At 71.8% G+C, this 21,665-nt stretch carries 20 protein-coding genes and 1 riboswitch; of the genes, 13 read left to right on the forward strand and 7 right to left on the reverse strand.

What is annotated here, in order from left to right:
* The first annotated feature begins 172 nt into the window (after positions 1–172).
* Positions 173–1,042, forward strand: a complete 870-nt coding sequence (locus ACFXKG_RS33665; RefSeq protein ID WP_384847050.1) for a TauD/TfdA dioxygenase family protein — start codon at positions 173–175, stop codon at positions 1,040–1,042.
* Between the two features lie 85 nt (positions 1,043–1,127).
* On the opposite strand, the gene ACFXKG_RS33670 is transcribed toward ACFXKG_RS33665, so the two are convergent.
* Positions 1,128–2,171, reverse strand: coding sequence for a LacI family DNA-binding transcriptional regulator (locus tag ACFXKG_RS33670; protein WP_384847052.1), 1,044 nt, complete (start codon positions 2,169–2,171; stop codon positions 1,128–1,130).
* Between the two features lie 295 nt (positions 2,172–2,466).
* Here ACFXKG_RS33670 and ACFXKG_RS33675 point away from each other — a divergent pair, with 295 nt between their 5' ends.
* From ACFXKG_RS33675 to ACFXKG_RS33695, 5 genes are read left to right on the forward strand one after another with little or no spacing between them, the layout of a single operon-like run.
* Positions 2,467–3,861, forward strand: coding sequence for an ABC transporter substrate-binding protein (locus ACFXKG_RS33675; RefSeq protein WP_384847054.1), 1,395 nt, complete (start codon positions 2,467–2,469; stop codon positions 3,859–3,861).
* Positions 3,858–4,826 carry a carbohydrate ABC transporter permease gene (locus ACFXKG_RS33680; RefSeq protein WP_384847056.1) on the forward strand — a complete coding sequence of 323 codons (969 nt, stop codon included), beginning with the start codon at positions 3,858–3,860 and terminating at the stop codon, positions 4,824–4,826. The genes ACFXKG_RS33675 and ACFXKG_RS33680 overlap by 4 nt, the downstream gene beginning before the upstream one ends.
* Positions 4,827–4,855: 29 nt before the next feature.
* The gene (locus ACFXKG_RS33685) at positions 4,856–5,686 is read left to right on the forward strand and encodes a carbohydrate ABC transporter permease (protein ID WP_384847136.1); all 831 of its coding nucleotides are present in this window, start codon (positions 4,856–4,858) and stop codon (positions 5,684–5,686) included.
* 6 nt (positions 5,687–5,692) lie between these two features.
* A complete protein-coding gene (locus ACFXKG_RS33690; RefSeq protein WP_384847058.1) occupies positions 5,693–6,295 on the forward strand; it encodes a hypothetical protein in 603 nt (200 codons plus the stop codon).
* A gap of 36 nt (positions 6,296–6,331) precedes the next feature.
* Positions 6,332–8,131, forward strand: coding sequence for a sugar-binding domain-containing protein (locus tag ACFXKG_RS33695; RefSeq protein WP_384847060.1), 1,800 nt, complete (start codon positions 6,332–6,334; stop codon positions 8,129–8,131).
* On the opposite strand, the gene ACFXKG_RS33700 is transcribed toward ACFXKG_RS33695, so the two are convergent.
* The 4 genes from ACFXKG_RS33700 to ACFXKG_RS33715 form a co-directional block, all read right to left on the reverse strand.
* A complete protein-coding gene (locus tag ACFXKG_RS33700) occupies positions 8,109–9,470 on the reverse strand; it encodes a sulfite oxidase (RefSeq protein ID WP_384847062.1) in 1,362 nt (453 codons plus the stop codon). The genes ACFXKG_RS33695 and ACFXKG_RS33700 overlap by 23 nt on opposite strands.
* Before the next feature lie 105 nt (positions 9,471–9,575).
* Positions 9,576–10,949 carry an NtaA/DmoA family FMN-dependent monooxygenase gene (locus ACFXKG_RS33705; RefSeq protein WP_384847064.1) on the reverse strand — a complete coding sequence of 458 codons (1,374 nt, stop codon included), beginning with the start codon at positions 10,947–10,949 and terminating at the stop codon, positions 9,576–9,578.
* A 20-nt stretch (positions 10,950–10,969) separates the two neighbouring features.
* Positions 10,970–12,184 (reverse strand): LLM class flavin-dependent oxidoreductase, encoded by a 1,215-nt coding sequence (locus ACFXKG_RS33710; RefSeq protein WP_384847066.1) that lies wholly within the window; start codon positions 12,182–12,184, stop codon positions 10,970–10,972.
* A 74-nt stretch (positions 12,185–12,258) separates the two neighbouring features.
* Positions 12,259–12,375 carry a putative leader peptide gene (locus tag ACFXKG_RS33715; protein WP_382894796.1) on the reverse strand — a complete coding sequence of 39 codons (117 nt, stop codon included), beginning with the start codon at positions 12,373–12,375 and terminating at the stop codon, positions 12,259–12,261.
* Between the two features lie 544 nt (positions 12,376–12,919).
* A riboswitch (SAM riboswitch) is annotated at positions 12,920–13,027 on the forward strand.
* 36 nt (positions 13,028–13,063) lie between these two features.
* Here ACFXKG_RS33715 and ACFXKG_RS33720 point away from each other — a divergent pair.
* Positions 13,064–13,129: a putative leader peptide gene (locus ACFXKG_RS33720; protein WP_351121255.1), complete on the forward strand. Its 66-nt coding sequence runs from the start codon at positions 13,064–13,066 to the stop codon at positions 13,127–13,129.
* A 111-nt stretch (positions 13,130–13,240) separates the two neighbouring features.
* Entirely contained in the window at positions 13,241–14,023 is a 783-nt protein-coding gene (locus tag ACFXKG_RS33725; RefSeq protein WP_384847068.1) for a glutathione S-transferase C-terminal domain-containing protein, read from the forward strand.
* Positions 14,024–14,067: 44 nt separating this feature from the next.
* Here ACFXKG_RS33725 and ACFXKG_RS33730 read toward each other — a convergent pair whose 3' ends face one another.
* Together ACFXKG_RS33730 and ACFXKG_RS33735 are read right to left on the reverse strand one after the other, a co-directional pair.
* Positions 14,068–15,129 carry an LLM class flavin-dependent oxidoreductase gene (locus tag ACFXKG_RS33730; RefSeq protein WP_384847070.1) on the reverse strand — a complete coding sequence of 354 codons (1,062 nt, stop codon included), beginning with the start codon at positions 15,127–15,129 and terminating at the stop codon, positions 14,068–14,070.
* Between the two features lie 440 nt (positions 15,130–15,569).
* Entirely contained in the window at positions 15,570–16,325 is a 756-nt protein-coding gene (locus tag ACFXKG_RS33735) for a GntR family transcriptional regulator (protein ID WP_384847072.1), read from the reverse strand.
* A gap of 235 nt (positions 16,326–16,560) precedes the next feature.
* On the opposite strand from ACFXKG_RS33735, the gene ACFXKG_RS33740 reads away from it, so the two are divergent.
* Genes ACFXKG_RS33740 through ACFXKG_RS33760 form a run of 5 tightly spaced genes read left to right on the forward strand, consistent with a single transcriptional unit; the run spans position 16,561 to position 21,653 of the window.
* Positions 16,561–17,787 (forward strand): ABC transporter substrate-binding protein, encoded by a 1,227-nt coding sequence (locus ACFXKG_RS33740; RefSeq protein ID WP_384847074.1) that lies wholly within the window; start codon positions 16,561–16,563, stop codon positions 17,785–17,787.
* Positions 17,784–18,659, forward strand: coding sequence for a carbohydrate ABC transporter permease (locus ACFXKG_RS33745; RefSeq protein ID WP_384847076.1), 876 nt, complete (start codon positions 17,784–17,786; stop codon positions 18,657–18,659). Before ACFXKG_RS33740 ends, ACFXKG_RS33745 begins: the two co-directional genes overlap by 4 nt.
* Entirely contained in the window at positions 18,656–19,495 is an 840-nt protein-coding gene (locus ACFXKG_RS33750; RefSeq protein ID WP_384847078.1) for a carbohydrate ABC transporter permease, read from the forward strand. Before ACFXKG_RS33745 ends, ACFXKG_RS33750 begins: the two co-directional genes overlap by 4 nt.
* Positions 19,492–20,700, forward strand: a complete 1,209-nt coding sequence (locus ACFXKG_RS33755; RefSeq protein WP_384847080.1) for a mandelate racemase/muconate lactonizing enzyme family protein — start codon at positions 19,492–19,494, stop codon at positions 20,698–20,700. Before ACFXKG_RS33750 ends, ACFXKG_RS33755 begins: the two co-directional genes overlap by 4 nt.
* A gap of 2 nt (positions 20,701–20,702) precedes the next feature.
* Entirely contained in the window at positions 20,703–21,653 is a 951-nt protein-coding gene (locus ACFXKG_RS33760) for an aldo/keto reductase (RefSeq protein WP_384847082.1), read from the forward strand.
* The last annotated feature ends 12 nt before the right edge of the window (positions 21,654–21,665 follow it).

A 21,665-nucleotide genomic window follows, 5' to 3' on the forward strand; every position in this document is an offset into this window, starting at 1 on the left:
CCCTCTGAACCTCCGAGGGGCTCGGCCCCTCTTCCCCCCCTCCCCCCGCCGTGCCCCGCGCCCGTGGCGGGGACCGGCGGCACGGCCGTCGCACAGACCGGGACGACCGCCCGTCCGGCCGTCCCGCATCCGCACCCCCGACCGGCAGGCCCCCACCACCGAGGAGAACGCGATGGAGCCCTACGAACTCACCGCTCTCGAAGCCGTCACCACCAGGCCGCCGAGGCCCTACGAGCACATCTCCGTGGCCTCCTTGACCCCGGTCATCGGCGCCGAGGTCAGCGGTGTGGACCTCTCCCGGCTCACCGAGGACGAACTGGCCGAGATCAGAACCGCGTTCCTCGACCACCACGTGCTGGTCTTCCGCGACCAGGAGATCACCGTCGACGAACACAAGCGCTTCGCCGGCCGGTTCGGTGAGCTGCGGCCGGTCAATCCGCCGCCGCCCGAGGGCGATCCCCACGTGCTGGAGATCAGGACCAGCCCGGCCGCCGCGAACGTCGCGGGCAATGCCTGGCACGCCGACGGAACGGCCGACCTCGAACCGTCCCTGGGCTCGATGCTGTACATCACCGAGACCCCGGAGGGCGGCAGCGGAGGCGACACACTGTTCGCCAACATGCACCTGGCCTACGAGATGCTCTCCCCCACCATGCGCGGCCTGCTGGACGGTCTGACCGCCGTCCACGACGGTGCGCAGAGCTTCCGCGGCTACACCGTGCCCCCCGACTACGAGATCCCGGTGAACGAGCACCCGCTGGTGGTGCGGCACCCCGAGACCGACCGCCCCATCCTCTACGTCAACCAGGCCTACACCTCGCGTATCCCGCAGCTCTCCGCCGACGAGAGCCAGGCGCTGCTCGGCATGCTCTTCGCCCTCGTGCCCCAGCGCCCGATGCTCACCTGCCGGGTCCGCTGGACGCCGGGCACCCTGGTGTTCTGGGACAACCGCTGCGTCCAGCACCACGCGACGTACGACTACTACCCGCACACCCGTTACGGCCGCCGGGTCGCGATCAACGGCGGTCCGCTGAAGAGCTGACCGGCTCCGGGGGCCGCCGTCACAGCAGGCCGACGACGACACCGCCTGGTCCGGGAGCCGGTACGGCCTCCCGGACCAGGCGGTGTCATACCTCCAGCGGCCGCCGTACCCCGTCCGTGGACTCCCGCACCACGAGTCGGTGCGGAGCCAGGTGGACCTCGAAGGGCAGCGGCTCCGCCGAGCCGATCCGCGCGGCCAGCGACTTCACCGCCAGCGCGGCGATCGCCGCCTTGTCCGGTATGACGGAGGTGAGCGACGGCGTGCTGTAGAGCGCCTCCTCGGAGCCGTCGATGCTCGCCACGGCGACCTGCGAGGGAATGCCCACCCCCGCCTCGTGCAACGCGCGCACCGCCCCCACCGCCAGCAGGTCGCTGAAGCAGAAGACCGCGTCCGGGCGGGCGTCCGCCGGGAGAGCGAGCAGCGCGCGCATGGCCAGCAGGCCGCTCCGGCGGTCGAACTCCCTCACCGGCGGCGCCAGTCGCGGGTCGAAGGTCAGGCCGGCCTCGTGGAGCGCGCGCTGGAAGCCCTCCAGGCGCTGTCTGCTGGTCGCGGCCGACTGTGTCTTCACCCCGACGGCGGCGATCCGGGTGCGGCCCAGCCCGGCCAGATGCGCGGTGACCTCGCGGGCCGCGGCGACGTTGTCGATCAGGACGTGGTCGGCGGTGACCTGGTCGCGTCCGTAGCTCCGTTCACCGAGCAGGACCAGGGGGAACGTGTCGGCGGCGGAGGCGAGGTCGTCGAGCGGAACGTGCAGGGGCGAGAGGATCACACCGTCCAGCAGCGCCGCGCCGACACCGGTCGCCAGGCGCAGCTCCTCCGCCGCGTCGCCCAGCGTCTCCTCGATGAGGACGGTCAGCCCCAGCCCCGCGGCCTCCGCCCGGACCTGCTGGGCGAGCTCCGCGAAGTACGGGATCGCCAGGTCGGGCACGGAGAGACCGATCAGCCCGCTGCGGCCGGTGCGCAGCCGCCGCGCCGACGGGTTCGGCCGGTAGCCGAGCTCGCCCACGGCGCGCAGCACCCGCTCCCGGGTGGCCTCGGAGACCCGCGGGGCGCCGCGTACAACGTTGGACACCGTTTTGATCGACACTCCCGCGCGAGCCGCCACGTCCTTGAGCGTCGCTGCTGCCACCGACGGCCCCCTTCTCCGTTTTTCTCGCGGATTCCCGTGTTTCCGGGGCGGATCTCAGCGTATCCGACGCTCCGGATCGCATGCCGACGAGGGGTTGACCCCGAACTTGCACGGCCGGTACAACGTTGGAACAGAAAGCGCTTGCGAAGCTTCGTCGACGCCGTCCGACCCCGTGTACGAGGGCGGCGGTCGGTGTGTCCCGGCAGGCCACGGGGGCGCCGCCACCCCACCCCGGCATCCCCTCGGTCCCCTCCCCTCTCCTCAACCGCCCGCTCTCCCGGAAGGTCGCCCCCTCATGCCCGAACCCCCTGTGCGCGAAGCCCCGTTGCCCGACCCGCCCGTGCCCGACCCGCCCGTGCCCGGCCCCTCTCACGGCCGCCTGCGGCGCCCGGGCCGCCGCGCGGTACTGACCGTGGCGGCCGCCGGTGCCGGTGCCGCCCTGGCCTCCACGCTCTCCGCGTGCTCCGCCGCCGGCGGCTCGTCGCGAGGGGTCACCCTCACGTTCTCGTGGTGGGGCAACGACGACCGCGCCGCCCGCACCGAGAAGGCCGTACGGCTCTTCGAGCAGGAGAACCCCGGCATCACCGTCCGCACCTCGAACGGGGATTTCGGCGCGTACATGCAGAAGCTGGCGACGCAGGCGGCCGGCGGCGGCATCCCCGACGTGGCCCAGCTCGACTACCGGCAGATCTCCCAGTACGCGGGCGGCGGCGCGCTGCTGCGCCTGGACGAGATCCTGAGCGGCGGCGCGATCCGCACCGCGGAGATGGACCGGGGGTTCCTGCGCACGGGAACCTACGAGGAGCGCCAGTTCGCGCTGCCCATGGGCCGGGGCATCACCGGATACGCCTACGACGCCGCCCTCTACCGCAAGGCCGGAATCCGCACCCCCCGGCCGAGCTGGACCTGGCAGGAGTGGGCGGACGCCAACCGGCGGATCACCGCACTGGGACTCAAGGCACCCGACGGGCGCCCCTTCACCGGCGCCAACGACAACGGCCCCAACGAGGACATCTTCGAGACGTGGCTGCGCAGCCGCGGCGGACGGCTCTACACGAGCCAGACCGAACTCGGCTTCACCGAGGACGACCTCGCCGAGTTCTGGACCTTCTGCGACGACCTCCGCAGGGCGGGCACGGTCGCCGGGTCCAAGGACACCGTCCAGGCCCACAGCATCGAGACCAGCCCCATGGGCCGGGGTCTGGCGGCGGCGGACTTCACCTGGGACGCGCCGTTCCCCGGGTACGTCGGCCTCCTCGGCGGGGACATCCGCTTCGCGCCGGTCCCCACGACCGGCGGCCGCGCCGGCTCGTACTTCAAGGCCACGATGCTCCTGGGCATCGGATCAGGCACCGCGCACCCCGAGGAGGCGGCCAGGCTGGTCGACTTCCTCCTCAACGACGTACGGGCGGGCGACATCCTCGGCTTCACCCGTTCCACCCCGCCCAACCGCGTGATCGCCGACCGGGTCGCCTCGACCCTGACGGGACCGGAGAAGGAGATCTACCAGTACGCGCGGACGATGGAGGAGTACGGCCTGGCCGCCCCGCCGACGGCGCCCCCGCGCGGCGACGTCCCGATCCAGACCGCCTTCACCCGCATCTACCAGCGCGTGCTGTACGACCTGGCCACCCCCCGGCAGGCGGCGCGTGAACTCCTCGCCGAGGCCGACCGGGAGCTGAGGCCATGAGCACGGTGTCGACCAGGGCACCCGCGCCCGCCGGGCGGAAGACGGAAGGGCCCCGGCCGGCCGGGCGGCGGCGCGGGGTCCGCGAGAAGCGGTGGCCGGCGTACGTGTTCCTGTCGCCGTGGCTGATCGGCGCGGGCGTGCTGACGCTGGTGCCGATGGTCGCGTCCCTGTACCTGTCGTTCACGGACTACAACCTCTTCGATCCGCCGCAGTGGGTGGGGCTGCGCAACTACACGGAGATGCTCACCGAGGATCCCCGCTACTGGCGGTCGGTCGGCACCACCATGCTGTTCGTCGTGGTGGCCGTCCCGCTGAAGCTGGGGCTCGCGCTGGGCGTGGCGATGCTGCTGAGGAGTCTCGGCTCGGGCCGCGGTTTCTACCGCTCCGCCTTCTACGCGCCGTCCCTGCTCGGCGCGAGCATGTCGATCGCCCTGGTGTGGAAGGCCCTCTTCAACGACGGCGGCACGGTCGCCGAGGTCCTGGGTCGGGTCGGCATCGACACCGGCGGCTGGGTCGGCGATCCCGATCTCGCGGTGTACGCGGTGGTGCTGCTGACGGTCTGGCAGTTCGGTGCGCCGATGGTGATCTTCCTGGCGGGGCTGCAGCAGATCCCGTCCGATCTCTACGAGGCGGCGGCGCTCGACGGCGCGGGCCGCCGGCGGCAGTTCGTCTCGGTGACGGTGCCGATGCTCTCCCCCGTGGTCTTCTTCAACCTGGTGCTGGAGATCATCAACTCCTTCCAGGTCTTCACCCCGGCCTTCGCCATCAGCGGCGGCAACGGCGGCCCCGCCGACTCCACGATGTTCTACACGCTGTACCTGTACGAACGCGGCTTCACCGCCTCGCACATGGGGTACGCGGCGGCGATGGCCTGGCTGCTGCTGATCGCCATCGGTGTGATCACCCTGATCCTGTTCCGGACCTCCCGGTCCTGGGTCTTCTACGCGGACGAGGAGGGACGGTGAGTTCGGTGAACCCGGCTCGCACTGCGGGCATCGCCACGAAGCGGTGGCTGCCGCACTCGGTCGCGGCGGTCTGCCTGCTCCTGCTGCTGTACCCGCTGGCCTGGCTGCTGGCCACCTCGCTGAAGCCGGCGGACGAGGTGGTGACCAGCCTCGACCTGTGGCCCGGCCGTCTGGAGTGGTCGAACTACACCACCGCCCTCGAAGGCGTCTCCGGCATCTCCGTCGGCCGGCTGCTCGGCAACACCCTGCTGATCGCCGGGGGCGCCGTCCTCGGCAACGTACTGTCCTGCTCGCTGGCCGCCTACGCCTTCGCCCGGCTGCGGTTCCGCATGCGCACCGGGTTGTTCGCCTTCATGGTGGCGACGCTGATGCTGCCGCACCATGTCGTGCTGATCCCGCAGTACATCATGTTCAACCAGCTCGGTCTGGTGGACACGTACTGGCCGCTGATCCTGCCGAAGTTCCTGGCCACGGAGGCGTTCTTCGTCTTTCTCATCGTGCAGTTCATGCGCGGGCTGCCGCGTGAGCTGGACGAGTCCGCCCGCATCGACGGCTGCGGGCCCTTCCGCACCTACTGGTCGATCACGCTGCCGCTGAGCCGACCCGCCCTGATCACCACGGCCATCTTCACCTTCATCTGGACGTGGAACGACTTCTTCACACAGATGATCTATCTCTTCGCCCCGGAGAACTTCACCATCACCCTGGCGCTGCGCAGCTTCGTCGACCAGTCCAGCGTCTCCGCGTACGGGCCCATGTTCGCCATGTCGGTGATCTCCGTGCTGCCGATCGTGCTGTTCTTCTTCGTCTTCCAGCGCTATTTGGTGCAGGGCATGGCCACCTCCGGGCTGAAGGGCTGAGCCGCCGTGACCCGCACACCTGTCCCGGTCCGCCGCGAGCGCAAGGAGCCCGGCGAGATCTTCGGCTCCGGCTTCTCCCTCTTCGCCGACATGCTGCTGGTGGGCCTGCTGACCTGCGTCGCCTGTCTGCCGGTCGTCACCGCTCCGGCGGCGTTCGCCGCGGCGTCGGCGAGCCTCCGGCGGGCCGTGGGCGACGGAGCCCCGGTCACCTTCGGCGCGTACGCCGGCGCGTTGCGGGCCCGCCTGTCGGCCGGCAGTCTGTCCGCCGGGCTGGCGCTGCCGCTGCTGGTCGTGGTCCTGCTGGCCGACGCCGCGGTGGCGCGCAGCGCGCTGCCCGGGGCGGGGGTCGTGGCGCCCGCGCTCGCCCTGCTCGCGCTGGGGGCCGCGGTCGTGGGGCTGCGCGCCACGGCGCTGGACGCCCCGCACCGGCTCCCGGTCCGTGAGGGGCTCGTCCGCTCGGTCGCCGACCCGCGCGGCAGCCTGCTGCTGGCCGGGGCCGTACTGCTGACGGCGCTCCTCGCGTGGTCCATTCCGCTGCTGGTCCCGCTGCTGCCCGGACCGCTGGCGTTCGCCGCGACCGTCGTGGAACTGCGCTCCCCGCACGGCTGAGCGTCCCTTCTTCCCCGCTACACCACCGGAGTTCCCATGCCCCACACCCACCTGGACGCGGCCGGACACCCGAGGCCGCAGCTCGTCCGCGACCCGGACTGGCGTGACCTGAGCGGTCCCTGGCAGTTCGCCCACGACGACGCCGGCACCGGCCGGTCGGAGCGCTGGATGGACCCGGCCGTCACCGAGCCCTTCACCCGCACCATCACCGTGCCCTACCCGCCCGAGTCCCAGGCCTCGGGCGTCCAGGACACCGGCTTCCACCCGGTGCTCTGGTACCGGCGCACCATCGACGTGCCCCGGCCCGCCGCGGGCCGGCGGCTCCTGCTGCACTTCGGGGCGGTCGACCACCGGGCCGAGGTCTGGCTGAACGGCCGTCAGGTGGGCCGCCACGAGGGCGGACACACCGGGTTCACCTGCGATCTCACCGAGGCCGTCGACCGCGACGGGGAGCAGGTGGTCGTGGTCCGGGCCGAGGACCAGCCGCTGGACGCCGCGCAGCCCCGGGGCAAGCAGGACTGGCGGCGCGACCCGCATGTCATCTGGTACCACCGCACCTCGGGGATCTGGCAGCCGGTCTGGCTGGAGGAGGTCCCGGAGGACCGTCTGACGGTCCTGCACTGGACCCCCGACGTCGCGCACGCCCGCGTGCGGTGCCGCATGCGTCTGGCCCGGTGGCCGCTGCGCCCCCTGCGGGCGACGGTGCGCCTGGCGCTGGGCGGGCGCCTGCTCGCCGAGCAGAGCGTCCTGGTCGACGGCGAGGAGGCGGCGTTCGACGTCTCGGTGCCCGCCCTGCGCCACGGGCAGGACCTCGACGGTCTGCTCTGGAGCCCGGAGCACCCGAACCTGGTCGACGCCACGGTCGTGCTGAGCGAGACGGCGGACGACACCCCCGTCGACCGCGTCTCCTCCTACCTCGGCCTGCGCGACATCGGCTGGGGCGAGGGCGTCTTCCTCCTCAACCACAAGCCGTACTTCCTGCGTTTCGCGCTCCAGCAGGGCTACTGGCCGGCGTCGCACCTCGCCGCGTCGGGCGATGAGCTGCGCCGCGACGCCGAACTGGCCAAGGAGATCGGGCTGAACGGGCTGCGCGTCCACCAGAAGATCGAGGATCCCCGGTTCCTGTACTGGGCCGACCGGCTCGGGCTGATGCTGTGGGAGGAGATGCCGTCCGCGTACACCTTCGGAACACCGACCGTCGAGCGGGTCGTCGGCGAATGGACCGAGGCCATCTCCCGCGACCTCAGCCATCCCTCGATCGTCGCCTGGGTGCCGGTCAACGAGTCCTGGTCCGTCCCGAACCCGGCGCTCGTCCCGGAGCAGCGCCACTTCATGGACGGCCTGTACCACCTGACCAAGGCCCTCGACCCGGCGCGCCCCGCCGTCTCCAACGACGGCTGGGAGATCTCCGCCGCCGACATCTGGGGCGTGCACGACTACACCCAGCACGCGCGGGTGCTGCGCGAGCGGTACGGCCACGCCTCGCTGCGACGCGGCGAGTTCACCGAGCCGTGGCCGGGCGCCAGGCGTCTCCTCCTCGACGGCGTGCACCACCAGGGCCAGCCGGTCGTGCTGAGCGAGTTCGGCGGGGCGACCTTCGAACCCGCCGAGGGCGCGGAGTGGTTCGGCTACGACACCGTGGCCACGGAGCGCGAGTTCACCGACCGGCTGGCCGCCCTGGTGGGCGCCGCCGTCGACTCGGGCCTCGCCGGCTACTGCTACACCCAGTTCACCGACACGGAACAGGAGGTGAACGGCCTGTTCACGGCGGACCGGCGGCCGAAGGTCCCGGTGCCCGAGCTGCGCGCCGTCCTCACCCGGACGCGCCCCCGATGACCTGGGGCGGAGGTCCGGCGGCGGCAGCCGGTCGTCCGGAACCCGGCGGTGTGCCGTGGCGGTCCGCCGGAGGGAGCACCGTGACGGGGTGGCGGACCACCGCGTCGAAGAGGTAGCCCTGGGTGTTGGGGGCGGTGGTGTCGGGCTGGGTGCGGCCCGCGGTGTCGGTGGCCCGGGCGAGCAGGGCGGTGGGGCCGGACGTGGCCGGGTGCCAGTCCAGGGACCAGCGGGACCAGACGCCGGCCCGGGGACGGTCGTGGAGGTCGGCGCGCCGCCAGGTGGCGCCCGCGTCGGTGCTGACGTCGACGTGGCGGATGCCGCCGGCGCCCGACCAGGAGCGGCCGGTCAGCCGGTGGCGTGCCCCCGCGCCGAAGGCGGCGCCCGCGTCGGTCTCGAAGGCGCTCTTGAGGGTCTGCCGGGTGAGCGGGGCGCTGCCTCCGGGCGGATGGCCGGGTCCGAAGAGCCGGTAGAAGTCGGTGTTCCAGGGCGAGTAGAGCGGCCGGTCGGAGACCTCGATGTCGCCGACCCACTTGATGTGGGAGATGCCCACCCAGGAGGGCACGAGGACGCGGACCGGGTGGCCGTGGTCGGGGGGCAGCGGCTCGCCGTTCATCTCGTACGCGAGGATCACGTCGTCCAGCGCCTTGGCGACGGGCAGCGGCCGGCGGACCCGGCCGAGGCTGGTCCCGCCGGTCACGTACGCGTCGTCCAGGCCCCGGGGCTGGAGATCCACCGCGTGCCGGGTCAGCCCGGCCAGCCGCAGCACGCGGGAGAGCCGGACGCCCCGCCAGCGGGCGGTGCCGACGGCGCCGAGGGTCCAGGCGGTGCCGGTGACGGTGTCGCCCTGCTGGGTGGTGAAGTGGCTCCGCCCGTTGCCCGCGCACTCCACGAACGCGTCGAGCGTCACGGACGGCAGCCGCCGCAGGTCGTCGTGGCCGAACTCGACCGCCCGGTCGGGGCCGGGCGCGCCGCGCAGTCCGCCGCCCCACACCTTGAGCCGCCAGCTGTCCCGGTCCAGGCGGGGCGTCGAGGTGTGGTTGCGGACGAAGAACCGGTCCACGGGCGTGTGGAATCCCGTACCGCGCAGCGCGCTCCAGTTGGTCTCGGCGTTGGTGCCCCGGATGGTGAACAGCTCCGGCGGCACCGGTTTGACGATCCCGGGGGCGGGTGCGGGGGTGTCGGCGGCCGCGCGGGCGGGCCGGCCCGCCAGAGTCGTCAGCACTCCCGCCGCCGCGGCGAGCCGCAGCAGGTCGCGCCGGGACACCCCGTCGGCTCTGGCCTCGCCGGCCAGCCACTGGCGCAGGCGGCGTCGGTCGTACGCGGACTCGTCGATACGCATCAGCAGCTGCTCCCTGGGGGTGGAGGGACGGAGCGGAGTCCGTTGGCCGGCGCCCCGGGCCGGGGGTGGGGTCCGATCCTCGCGGAACCCGTCCGGCGAGGGACGTCATGACGCCGCACGCTCACCCCGCTCGTCGTCGGGGTGTGCCAGGCCCAGGTGGTCGCGGAGCGTGGTGCCCTCGTACTCCGTGCGGTACACGCCGCGTTCCTGGAGCAGCGGGACGACCCGGTCGGCGAAGGAATCGAGGCCGCCCGGGGTGATGTGCGGGACGAGGATGAAGCCGTCGGCGGCGTCGGCCTGCACGAAGTCGTTGATGGTCCGGGCGACGGTGGCCGGGGAGCCGACGAAGTTCTGCCGGTTGCCGGTCTCGATGACGAGATCACGGATCGACCACTTGTTGGCGGCGGCGCGCTCGCGCCAGTCGCGGGCCGTGGCCAGCGGGTCGCGGTACATCCGTACCTGGGCGCGGCCGCGGGCGACGGTGTGCTCGCCGAGGTCGGGGTCGATGTCGGGGAGCGGGCCGTCCGGGTCGTACGCGGACAGGTCCCGGTTCCACACGAACTCCAGGTGCTTGAGGGCCGTGGCGCCGCTCACCTGCAGGCGGCGTACCTCACGGGCCTGTTCCTCCGCCTCCGCGTCGGTGTCGCCGAGTACGAAGCTCGCGGCGGGCAGGATCAGCAGCTGGTCGCGGCTCCGGCCGTACCGGGGCAGGCGGCCCTTGACGTCGGCGTAGAACGCCTGGCCTTCCGCGAGGGCGGCGTACCGGCTGAAGATGGCGTCGGCGCTCGACGCGGCGAACTCGCGCCCCTCGTCGGAGTCCCCGGCCTGGAAGATGACCGGGCGGCCCTGCGGGCTGCGCGGGACGTTGAACTGCCCCTGGATGTCGAAGTGCCGGCCCTGGTGCACGAAGGCTCCGGCGCGCGCGTCCCGCAGGAAGGTGCCGGTCCCCCGGTCGGCGACGATCTCGTCCCCGTGCCAGGAGTCGAAGAGTTCGTTCGCGGTGGCCAGGAACTCCTTGGCGCGCGCGTAGCGCTCCTCCTGCGGGAGGAAGCCGCCGCGCCGGAAGTTCTCTCCGGTGAACGCGTCCCAGGAGGTGACCACGTTCCAGGCGGCCCGGCCGCCCGAGAGGTGGTCGAGGCTGGCGAACTGGCGGGCCACCTCGTAGGGCTCGTTGAAGGTGGAGTTGATGGTGCCGGTCAGGCCGAGGTGTTCGGTGACGGCGGCCAGCGCGGCGAGGACGGTGAAGGTGTCGGGTCGGCCGACGACGTCCAAGTCATATATTTTTCCGCCCTGTTCACGCAGTCGCAGCCCCTCGGCGAGGAACAGGAAGTCGAACTTGGCGCGTTCGGCGGTCCGCGCGAAGTGCGCGAAGGAGCTGAACTCGATATGGCTGCCGGCCTCGGGGGCGCTCCACACGGTGGTGTTGTTGACGCCGGGGAAGTGGGCCGCGAGGTGGATCTGCTTGAGCGGTTGGCTCACGGTAGGAGGCTCCTTCGGGCTCAGACGGCCGGGGCGGCGGCGTAGCGGTTGGCGGGGCGGGCGAGCCCGAGCAGCCCGCGCAGGGTGCCGGCCTCGTACGCGCGGCGGAAGGCGCCCCGGCGCTGGAGTTCGGGGACCAGGCCCCGGGTGATCGCCGGGAGGTCGTGCCCGGCGACGGCGGGGCGCAGCCGGAAGCCGGACAGTCCCGACGACTGCAGTTCCTGGAGCAGATCGGCGAGCCCGGCGGGGGTTCCGGTGAAGACCGGGGCGTCGCCGGTGTACGGCTGTCCCGCGAGGGCGTCCAGGCGCTCCCGGCGGGCCACGGCCTCGGCGGGGTCGTCGTCGAGGAAGACCAGCAGGTCGCCGAAGACGTGGAGGGGTTCGTCGGCGCGGCCCGCCGCCGTCTGCTCGGCGCGGATCTCGTCGACGACGGCGCGGGCCTGAGCGGCGTCGTGCGGGGTGACGTAGCCGATGTCGGCGGCCCGGGCCACCAGCCGGTAGGGGATGGTGGCGTGGGCGAGGGCGCTGACGATGGGCTGGCCCTGGGGCGGGCGGGGGGTGATCGAGGGGCCCTTGACGGCGAAGTACCTGCCCTCGAAGTCGATGTAGTGGAGTTTGTCGCGGTCGATGAAGCGGCCGGTGGCGGCGTCCCGGATCTCCGCGTCGTCCTCCCAGCTGTCCCAGAGCCGGCGCACGACCTCGACGTGGTCGGCGGCCTCGTCGAAGGCGTCGGTCAGCGCTTCGTGCCCGGCGGGCGTGGCGTACTCCTCGCCGCGGAGCGGCGGGACCGTACGGCGTCCGAAGTGCGCGGCCTCGTTCGGGCGTGCCGAGATCTGTACGCGCAGGCCGGCGCGGCCGGTGCTCACGTAGTCGAGGGTGGCGATCGCCTTGGAGATGTGGAACGGCTCGGTGTGGGTGGCCACGACCGTCGGCACCACACCGATGTGGCGGGTCAGCGGGGCGACCCGCGCGGCGATGAGGACGGCGTCCAGGCGGCCGCGTACCTGGTCGGTGCGGCCGTCGGGTTCGGTGAGGGACGAGGACTGGAGGCCGAGGGCGTCCTCGATGGTCACGAAGTCGAGCAGGCCGTGCTCGGCCTCGGTGACGAGGTCGGTCCAGTAGGCGGGGTCGAGCAGTTCGCGGGGGCGGGAGACCGGCTCGCGCCAGGCGGCCGGGTGCCAGCCGGCGCCGTCGAGGGCGACGGCGAGGTGCAGCGGGGAGGGTGACGGGGACATCGGGAGACGCCTTCCTGATCAGCCGTACGGGGAGCCGGTCCCCGTACGAGGGGTGCGGCTGCGAGGGCAACAGGTCAGGGGCGACAGAGCGCGCCGGCCACGCGGAGCAGGTCGATGTGCGTCCGGGAGTACAGGTGCAGACGGCGGGGCGGGGCGGGATCCACGGCGCGGTGACGGGACACGGGACGCATGTGCCTCACCTCCACCTTTCCGGCCCGGCGGCCCCGGAGGCCCGGCCGGCTTCACGCTCGCGGCTGTCCTGGGGCGCGCCGCTCACTCCTCGGTGCGCCGCTCGCTGGTCAGCAGGCGCAACAACGCGGCTGTGGCTTTCATTCCGCTGTCCGGCTTCCTGTCCGTCCCGGGCCGCGACAGCGGTGGTCGTCGGGGACGGGGAGAACCGTCAGTCGTGGCAGAGGGCGGGACAGTGGCAGAGGGCGGGACAAGGGGCCGGACACGGCGCGCTGTTGACGCGCGGCAGGCCGTCGGAGCGGTCCGCGCGGAGCGGGTGCCGGCGTGCGGCCGTCCTGTCGGCTCCGTACATCGCTGTCACCATCACTTCTCCGGCCCTGGGGGCTCCCGTTGTGCGCCGCACGGTAGGCACGCCCCGAAAAGAATGTCAACGCGGCTGCCCATCAGGTGAGATCGCGTACCCGGCTTCCTTGACGCCGTCACGGAGGGCACCGAGACTGATGTGGACGGTCACGATTGTCAGCGCCCACGGCGCGGGTTCCGCCCGCTCATGTGGTCATCGGCCCCGGCCCGCCGACAGGCAACCCTTCCACCGCGACGGGGTGCTCCGGGTGACGACCGGGTCCCGCCGACGCGGCGGGGCAAGCGTGGTCCCGCGTCTCGCGGGCCCCGGAGGTGAGACGGGTGGCAATGCCGAGGAACGGCTTGACGAGGCGCCTGCACATCGACCTGTTGCGTGTCTCCAGCGCTTACTGATCCGCCGTCGGTCCGTGCGATCCGGACCGGTGCGAGAAGCGCAGTCGCTCCGCATTCGGCCGCCGGTGCCCACAAGGCGGCGGTGGCTTCCTCGTTCCCCAAGGGAGAGTCATGCCCGAGACAACTTTGCGCAGCCCCGGTACGGCCATGGCCGGCGGTCGTCCCCCGGCTCCGTCCGCGTCCGCACTTCGCCCCAGGGTGGCCGCGGCCTCCCCCCGACCGCACCGTTTCCACAGCAGGATCGGCGTCGGCCTGGCCGGCGGCTTCTACCCGGCACCACACCGCTACGACCTCTACCTCTGCGCGGGGTGTCCCCGCTCGCTGCGTGTCTCGATCACCCTCGACCTGCTCGGCCTCGGCGAGTCGGTCGCCACCACGCTCCTGACCCGTCCCGCCGGGACGCCCGAGGCCTTCGCCTCGCTGCGCGGCGCGTACGAGGCCACGGTGCACCACTACGACGGGCCGCTGACCGTGCCCGCGCTGCGCGACCGCTGGAGCGGACGCATCGTCAGCAACGAGACCCCGGCCATCCTCCGCGACCTCGGGGGCCTGCTCCCGGGCCGCGACGGAGCCCGTCACCGCGCCCTCAACCCGCCCGGTCTCGCCCCGGAGATCGACGCGCTGCGCGACCTGCTGGACCGGGACGTCACCCCGGCCGGACGGCCTTCGGAGCGGTCGGCGGCACTCGACCTGCTGGACCGCCGGCTCGCCTCGGGCACCCACGCGCTGGGCGACACCCTGACGGCCGCGGACGTGGACCTGTGGGTGGCGCTCGTCCACCTCGGCCCGGCCGGCACGCTCAGCTCGTACCCCCGGCTCGGGGCGTACGTACGCCGCCTCGCCGATCACCCCGCCTTCCGGGACAGGACCGGGGCGGTGCCCGACGCGGCGTGAGGGAGGGCGCGGCGCCGCGCCGGCCGTCGTGCCGTCCATGACGGTCAGCGCAGCCTGGGCAGCAGTTGGTCTCCGACCCGGGCGGTCTCCTGCTGGTACGGGGTGTCGGAGAGGACGAAGTGGGTGACGCCCAGCACGCGGTAGTTGTCCAGCGCCGTGGCCACGTCGGCGGCGGAGCCGACCAGCCAGGTGGTCGCCGCTCCTTTGCCGCCGACGGTGCCGGGGGTGGTGTACAGGCAGGTGTCGAGGACCTCGCCCCGTGCCGCGAGGTCGAGAAGCCTCTGCTGTCCTGCGGCGGTCCTGCCGTTCTCCGTCCAGGCGGTCTCCCCCGCGCTCCGGGCCGTCCGCGCGACCTTCTCCTCGGCGGCCCGCCAGGCCTCCTCCGTGGTGTCGCGCACCACCGTGGTGATCCGCAGACCGAACTGGAGAGGCCGGTGCCTGCGGCCCACCTCCTCGCTCAACGCCTTCAGCCGGGCGATGCGTTCGGCGACGCCGTCGAGCGGTTCGCCCCAGAAGAGCTGGACGTCCGCCTCCGCCGCGGACACCCGTTCGGCGGCCTCGGAGGCGCCACCGAAGTAGAGCGTGGGATGGGCCCGCGTGCCGGTCGCGTACGGGCGTGGCGCGACCGTGGACCGGCCGACCCGGAAGTACTCACCGTCGAACGTCACGTCCTCCTCGGTCCACAGGCGCCGTACGAGATGCAGGAACTCCCGGGTGCGGGCGTACCGCCCAGCGGGGTCACTGTGCGGGTCGCCGTAGGCGGCGGGCTGGTCGAGCCCGCTGACGATGTTGACCAGCACCCGGCCGCGGCTGAGCTGGTCGAGTGTGGCCGCCGCGGCGGCGAAGTGGGCCGGCTGCCAGTATCCGGGGCGGACCGCGATCAGGGGTTTGAAGGTCTCGGTCCTGGCGGCCAGCGCGGTGGCCAGGGTGAAGGTGTCCGGCCGCCCCCACCCGGTGCCCAGGAGCGCGCCGCCCCACCCGTGCGCCTCCGCCGTCCTGGCCAGGTCGGTGGAGTACTCGACGGATCCCCAGCCGGTCGCCCTGTCGTCACCGCGGTGGCCCGGTTCGACGGTGTTGGGGATGTACCAGAGGAATTCCGGGCTCATGAAGATTCCGATCTCTGCTCGGCCGGCACCGCGGAGCTGCGGGCACGGCCCGGTGAGGGACTCGGGACGCCGGAGGAGGGGCGGGGCGGTGGCGGCCTCGTCGGCCGGGGTGTACGCGGCGCGCGCCGGTCAGCGACGCGAACCGGTCACCGCTCCACGGCCGTGCCGGCCCCGGACGTCGGAGGGGGAGGTGGCGTGGCGCGAGGTGGACCGGAGGGTCAACACCGTGCGCTGGACACGCGGACGAGGTCGACACAGCGCTCGCGGGTGAGCAACGGGACCTCGTACATGTGAGGGAGTCTCCGCGCGATCGACAGGAATGTCAACGCGCGCCTCCGGCCTCGCCCTCACCGGATCGAGGCCCGTCGCTTCTGTTCTCGGCGTGAGCGGCGGACGACGGCCGAGCGGCGGACGACGGCACGGTCCGCCCGGCCTCCGGCTCAGCGATCCGCCGAGTGGAACACCTCGACGTTCAGGCGGCTGCGGTCGCCGCGGTGAAATCCGGTGAACCGTTCTATCGGCCGGCCGGCCTGGTCGAAGGAGACGCTCCGCATCACCAGGACCGCCGCTCCCGGCGCGCAGTCGAGGGCCGACGCGACCGTCTCGTTCGCCACGTCCGCCTCCACCGACCGCCGGGCGCGCTCGAACCGGATTCCGAACCGCCGTTCCAGGACGCCGAAGAGCGAGACGTCCTCCAGCTCGATGTCGAGCAGCGGCTGCCCGACGTCGACGGGGAGGAAGGTGCGGGTGAAGGCCCATGGAACGCCGTCCACCTCGCGGACGCGCTGTATCTCGACGACATCCGCCCCTTCGGCGACGGCGAGATCGCGCGCGACCTGCGGTGTGGCGGCGACGATGCCGCAGAACAGCGTACGGGAGTGCTGCTCACCCGCGTTGCTCTGGATGTCCTCGAACGTGCCGATGAGTGCGCCGCCGAACCCCTGCGACGTCCGAGGGTCGCCGACGAATGTGCCGCGGCCCTTTTCCCTGCGGACCACGCCCTCGTGTTCGAGCTCCAGGAGCGCCTGGCGCACCACGGTGCGGGACACCTGATACCTGTCGCAGAGTTCGTGGTCCCCGGGCAGGCGGTCACCGGGTTCCAGGCCTCGTGCCGCGATGTCCTCCCGCAGCAGTCGCTTCAGCTGCGAGTAGAACGGTACGTCCGAGCGCCGGTCGATCGACGATGAAATGGTCATGGGTTCCCTGGTTGTGGTGAGCCGGCCCGGGCGAAAGCTTCAGGCGGTCTCGATCTCCCCGCTCATCTCTCCCCATCCCCTTGCCTGTTGAGAGCACCTGCTGCCCGTTGCCCGCTGGGACCAGATCCTAGCTCGGCTCGGGAGCCGATCCCCTCCGGGACAAGTGCTTGACATCCTGTAATGACAGGATACACGATGTGCCCCGAGCAGGGAGTACTCGATCAACGGAGCGAAGATGGCAATGATGCCTCGGACCCGGATCTTCATGGGCGTGGTCGCCGCGGCGGTTCTCACCCTCGCGGGCACGACCGCCTACAACGTCGCGGAGAGCGGGGCGCGCGACAACACCGTTGCCTGGTGGGTGCCCGACTGGGACTACGAGAAGGCGACCGGGCTCGTCAAGGAGTTCGAACAGCAGCATCCCGGCCTCACGGTCGAGCTGGTGCAGACCACCGGCGACACGGTGGCGAACCGTACCTCCGTCGCGCTCGACTCGGGCAACGCGCCCGATGTCATCACCGAGTCGCTGTCCCGTGTGCGCAGCTACGCCGGCAAGGGGCAGCTCGCCAGTGTCAGCGATCTGTACGGCCCGAGCATGCCGGTCGACGACTTCGCTCCGGGGCTCGTCGACTCGCTCACCTTCGACGGCGGTACGTACGCCGTGCCGTACCGGTGGGCGACCAACGCCCTGATCTACAACCCCCGCCTCTTCGCGGCGGCCGGTATCGACTCCCCGCCGCGTACCTGGGCGGATTTCGAGCGGGACGCCAAGCGGCTCACACGGGGCAACGTGGTGGGAACCGCGTGGCCGATGCAGGGCGATCCCAACGACCTGACGCTGCGCTTCCTCGATTTCGCCGTCTCCGGCGGTACGGATATCACCGACGGCGCGCCCCGCTTCACCGAAGCGTCGGCCGAGGCGGCACTGAAGCTGGTCGGCGGTTCGATCCGCGAGGGATGGGCCGGCAAGAGTTCGTTCGAGCTCGACAACACCGGTATCCGCGAGCTGTTCCTCCAGGGGCGCGTCGCGATGTATCCCGCCGGTGTGTTCGACGTGGACAGCGCGGTCGACCAGGGCGCGCCCGTCGCGACGGCGTTGCTGCCCGGACCGGACGGGCCGGGGACGGCGCAAGGGGTCGGCTGGGGCTACCTCATTCCCAAGGCCGCGCGGCACCAGGACGCGGCGCGGCAACTCGTCGGTTTTCTCGCGCGACCGGAGAACATGGCGGAGCTGACCGTGACCTTCCCCGCGCGGACCAGCGCGTCCGCCGACGCGAAGTTCACCACCGCGGAGCGGCGGCCGTACGCGGAGCAGCTCGCCCGCCACTCCGTTCCGGCCCCCAACGACCCCCGCTGGACCGCGGCCGTCCAAAGGGCGCACGACACGATCCAGGAGGTCGCGCTGGGACGTACCACGCCGGCCGAGGGCGCCGCCCGGATCCAGCGGCTGGTGACGCGATGACCGGCACCACGGCGACGGAGCCGGTGCGCAGGCGGCACCGGGCCCGCCCGGTCGCCCTGATACTCCCGGCCGCGATCGTCACCGCCGTCCTCATGGTGATACCCGTCGTCACGACGATCGCGCGGGTCGTCTCCGACGGCGGTACCGGGCTCAGCCGCTTCTTCGGACTCCCCGATGTCGGCCAGGTCTTTCTCAACACGCTGTACTGGACGGTCGGTTCGGTGGCCGGGGCGATCGTCGTCGGCTACGCCGGGGCCCTCGTGCTCCAGTCGAAAAGGCTCCGGCTCGCCGGGGTGTGGCGCTCGCTGCTGATGATTCCCTGGATCATTCCCGGGGTGGTCGGAGCCACCGTATGGCGGTGGACGCTCTCCACGGACTACGGGATCCTCAACCGGACGCTGCTGAATCTCGGGCTCATCGGTGAGCCCGTCCGCTGGCTCACCGATCCCGGCATCGTGCTGTGGGCGGTCGCGCTCATCCAGATCTGGGTCACCGCGCCGTTCGTGATGCTGATGGTCTCGGCGGCACTGGCCACCATCCCCGCCGAGCGGTACGAGGCGGCCCGTCTCGACGGGGCCGGCGGTCCCGCGATCCTGCGGCACATCATCCTGCCCGCCATCCGCCCGACCACGGGCATCTGCGTGCTGACACTCGCGATATGGGCCCTCAACTCGTTCACGATCATCTGGGTCGCCACGAGCGGCGGGCCGGCCGGCGCGTCGACGATCCTGCCCATCCTTCTCTACCAGGCGTTCCAGAACGGCGACCAGGCTCTCGTGTCCGCGGTCGCACTGGTGCAGGTGCTCATCGGGGCCGTCCTCGCCGTCTTCTTCGCGCGGACCATGCGCACCGACCTCCAGGAGCAGACATGAGACTTCTGATCGGCCGCGCGTCCGCCCGCGCCGCGGTCTGGGGAACCCTGGTGGTCCTGCTGGTGTGGAGCCTCGCCCCGATCGCGGTCATGGTGCTCACGTCGTTCAAGAAGCGAGGTGACATCTTCGCCGTACCGGCCCGTCTGCTGCCCGCCTCGTGGACGTTCGAGAACTACGGCGCGGTGTTCACCTCGTCGTCGATGCCCCGTGCGCTGCTGAATTCCGTCGTCATCGGCGGCCTCGTCGCCCTGGCGACTCTTCTGTTCTGTTTCAGTGCCGGATACGCGCTGGCACGGTTCCGGTTCCGGTCGGCCCGGCCGTTGGCCCTGTTCATCCTGCTCGGGCAGATGGTTCCGCTCACCGTGGTGCTGCTGCCGGTCTACCAGATGGTCTCGTCGCTGAAACTGCTCGACACGGCGACCGGGGTGGCGTTCGCCCATCTCGCGATCACCGTGCCGCTCGTGACGTGGATGGTACGCAACCAGATCGCGGCGATCCCGTACGAGTTGGAGGAAGCCGTCCAGATCGACGGTGGTTCACGGTTCGACGCGGTCAGCTACGTCACGCTGCCCGTCTGTGCTCCGGGCCTGGCGGCGGCCGGGATGTTCGCCTTCCTCCAGTCGTGGCACGAGTTCCTGTTCGCCTCGGTGATGGCCACGTCCACGGCCTCGCGTACCGCCCCCGTGGCGCTGACGCAGTTCGCCGGCGAGTTCGATGTCGACTGGGGCGCGACCATGGCCGCGTCCGTCGTCCTCACCGTTCCCATTGTCATCCTCTTCGTCGTCATGCAGCGGTATTTCACGGCCGGTCTGACCGGAGGGGCGGTCAAAGGATGAGGATCACCGACATCCGGTGTGCTCGTATCGGCCGGTCCCCCGTGATCCGGATCCTGACGGACGAGGGGATCGACGGCTTCGCCGAGATCGAGTACTCCAAGCCCTATGTGGCCGCGACGCTCGGGGTGTACCGCCCGCTGCTGCTCGGGGCCGATCCGACGGAGGTCGAGCGCTGCATGCTCCGCATCCGGCGCATGGGCGCGTCCAAGCCGTGGGGCGCCGTCGTCTCGGCCATCGAGATCGCCCTGTGGGACGTGGCGGGCAAGGCTCTCGGCGTCCCCGTACACCGGCTCCTGGGCGGCAAGGTGCGTGACCGTATCCGGGTCTACAACGGAGGCGTACGCACCTCGCTCGGCGCCCACACACCCGAGGACTACGCGGCGTCGATGGCACATATGGCCGCGGCTCCCGAGAAATTCTCCATCATCAAGGAAGGCGTGGGCCTGCACGGGTTCATGGCGCCCCATACGCCGGACTTCCTCTACAACGATCTCCGCGAGGGTCCCCTGCACCCCAATCGCGGGTTTCTGACGCCGAGCGGTATCAGCCGTATCGTCGACGCGGTCGCCGCGATGAAGGACGTGCTGGGGCCCGAACGGCGGCTGGCTCTCGACATGGGCCCGGGGTGGGCGGTGCCCGACGCCCTCCGGGTCCTGCGGGAACTGGAACGGTTCGACATCGCGTGGGCCGAGGACATCCTGACGGGCGATTTCGTGCCCTGGAACGACGTCGCGGGCTACCGTGAGATCACCACGGCGACGACGGTCCCCACCCACACCGGCGAGCAGCTCTATCTGCGGCAGAATTTCCGTGAGTTGATCGAAACACGCGCCGTACGGGTCATCGGCCCCGACCCGGGCGATGTCGGCGGCCTCGCCGAGCTGAAATGGATCGCCGAGTTCGCGGATCTGTACGGAATCGGCATCGCACCGCACGGCGTCAGCAGCGGCCTGCTCGGACTGGCGGCCCTGGTCCAGGTGTCGGCGACCCTGCCCGACAACCTGATCGCCTTCGAGTACCCCCTGGCGACGGACCCGTGGTGGTACGACATCCTCGACGGATTCACCGAACCGATCGTGCGGGACGGCTATGTCACCGTCGGCGATCGCCCGGGACTGGGCGTCGAGTTCGACCGTACGGCCGCCCTGGCCCACCTGGACCCGGCGGACGCCGGGTTCTTCGACTGGACAGGCGCGGAGGAATGAGCGTGCGCTGGACCCCCCGGACACTGGGCGCCACCGGGCTCCCCATAACCCCTCTCATGGTCGGCGGCGCGCCGCTGGGCTCGATGCCCTCGAACTTCGGCTACGACGTGAGCGCCGAGGACGGAGTGGCGACGGCGGTCGCCGCGCTGACCGGACCGATCCGCGGAATCGACACCTCCTGCGCCTACAGCAGCGGGGAATCGGAACGGCGTATCGGCACGGCCATCGCCGAGGTCGGCGGTCTGCCCGACGGCTATCTGCTCGCCACGAAGATCACCCGTGATCTGGACACCGGTGATTTCTCCGGCGAGCAGATGCGCAAGGCCATCGCGGGCAGTCTGCGGCGTCTCGGCGTCGACTCGGTGCCCCTGCTGTATCTGCACGACCCCGAGAACACGACGTTCGCCGCCGCGACCGCGCCCGGCGGCCCCGTCGAGGTCCTGCGGGAGCTGAAGGATCAGGGGGTGGCACGGGCGATCGGGGTGGCCGGCGGTGACACGGCGACGATCGGCGCCTACGTGGAGACCGGCCACTTCGACGTACTGCTGACGCACAACCGGTGGACCCTCGTGAACCGTACGGCCGACCGGCTCATCGACTCCGCGGTCGAGCGCGGCATGGGGGTGGTCAACGCCGCGGTGTTCGGCGGCGGAATCCTGGCGGCCGGCACCGGAGCGTCGAGCCGGTACGGATACCGGGAGGCGCCCGGGGAACTGCTCGACGCGATCCGCCGGATCGAGGATCTCTGCCGGGAGGCCGGCGTGCCGCTCTCCGCCGCGGCCGTGCAGTTCTCGGCCCGTGACCCGCGGATCGCGTCGACCGTCGTGGGAGTCTCGCGTCCGTCACGGATCGCGGAGAGCGTCGCGGCGGTCGAACTCGACATCCCCTCGGGGCTTTTCGACGCGGTGGACGAGATCGCCGCCGGGCTTCCGGCCGGCGTCGGACCCCGATGACCTCACACGGAC

This window comes from Streptomyces sp. NPDC059255 (assembly GCF_042752355.1).
Classification (GTDB): Bacteria; Actinomycetota; Actinomycetes; order Streptomycetales; family Streptomycetaceae; genus Streptomyces.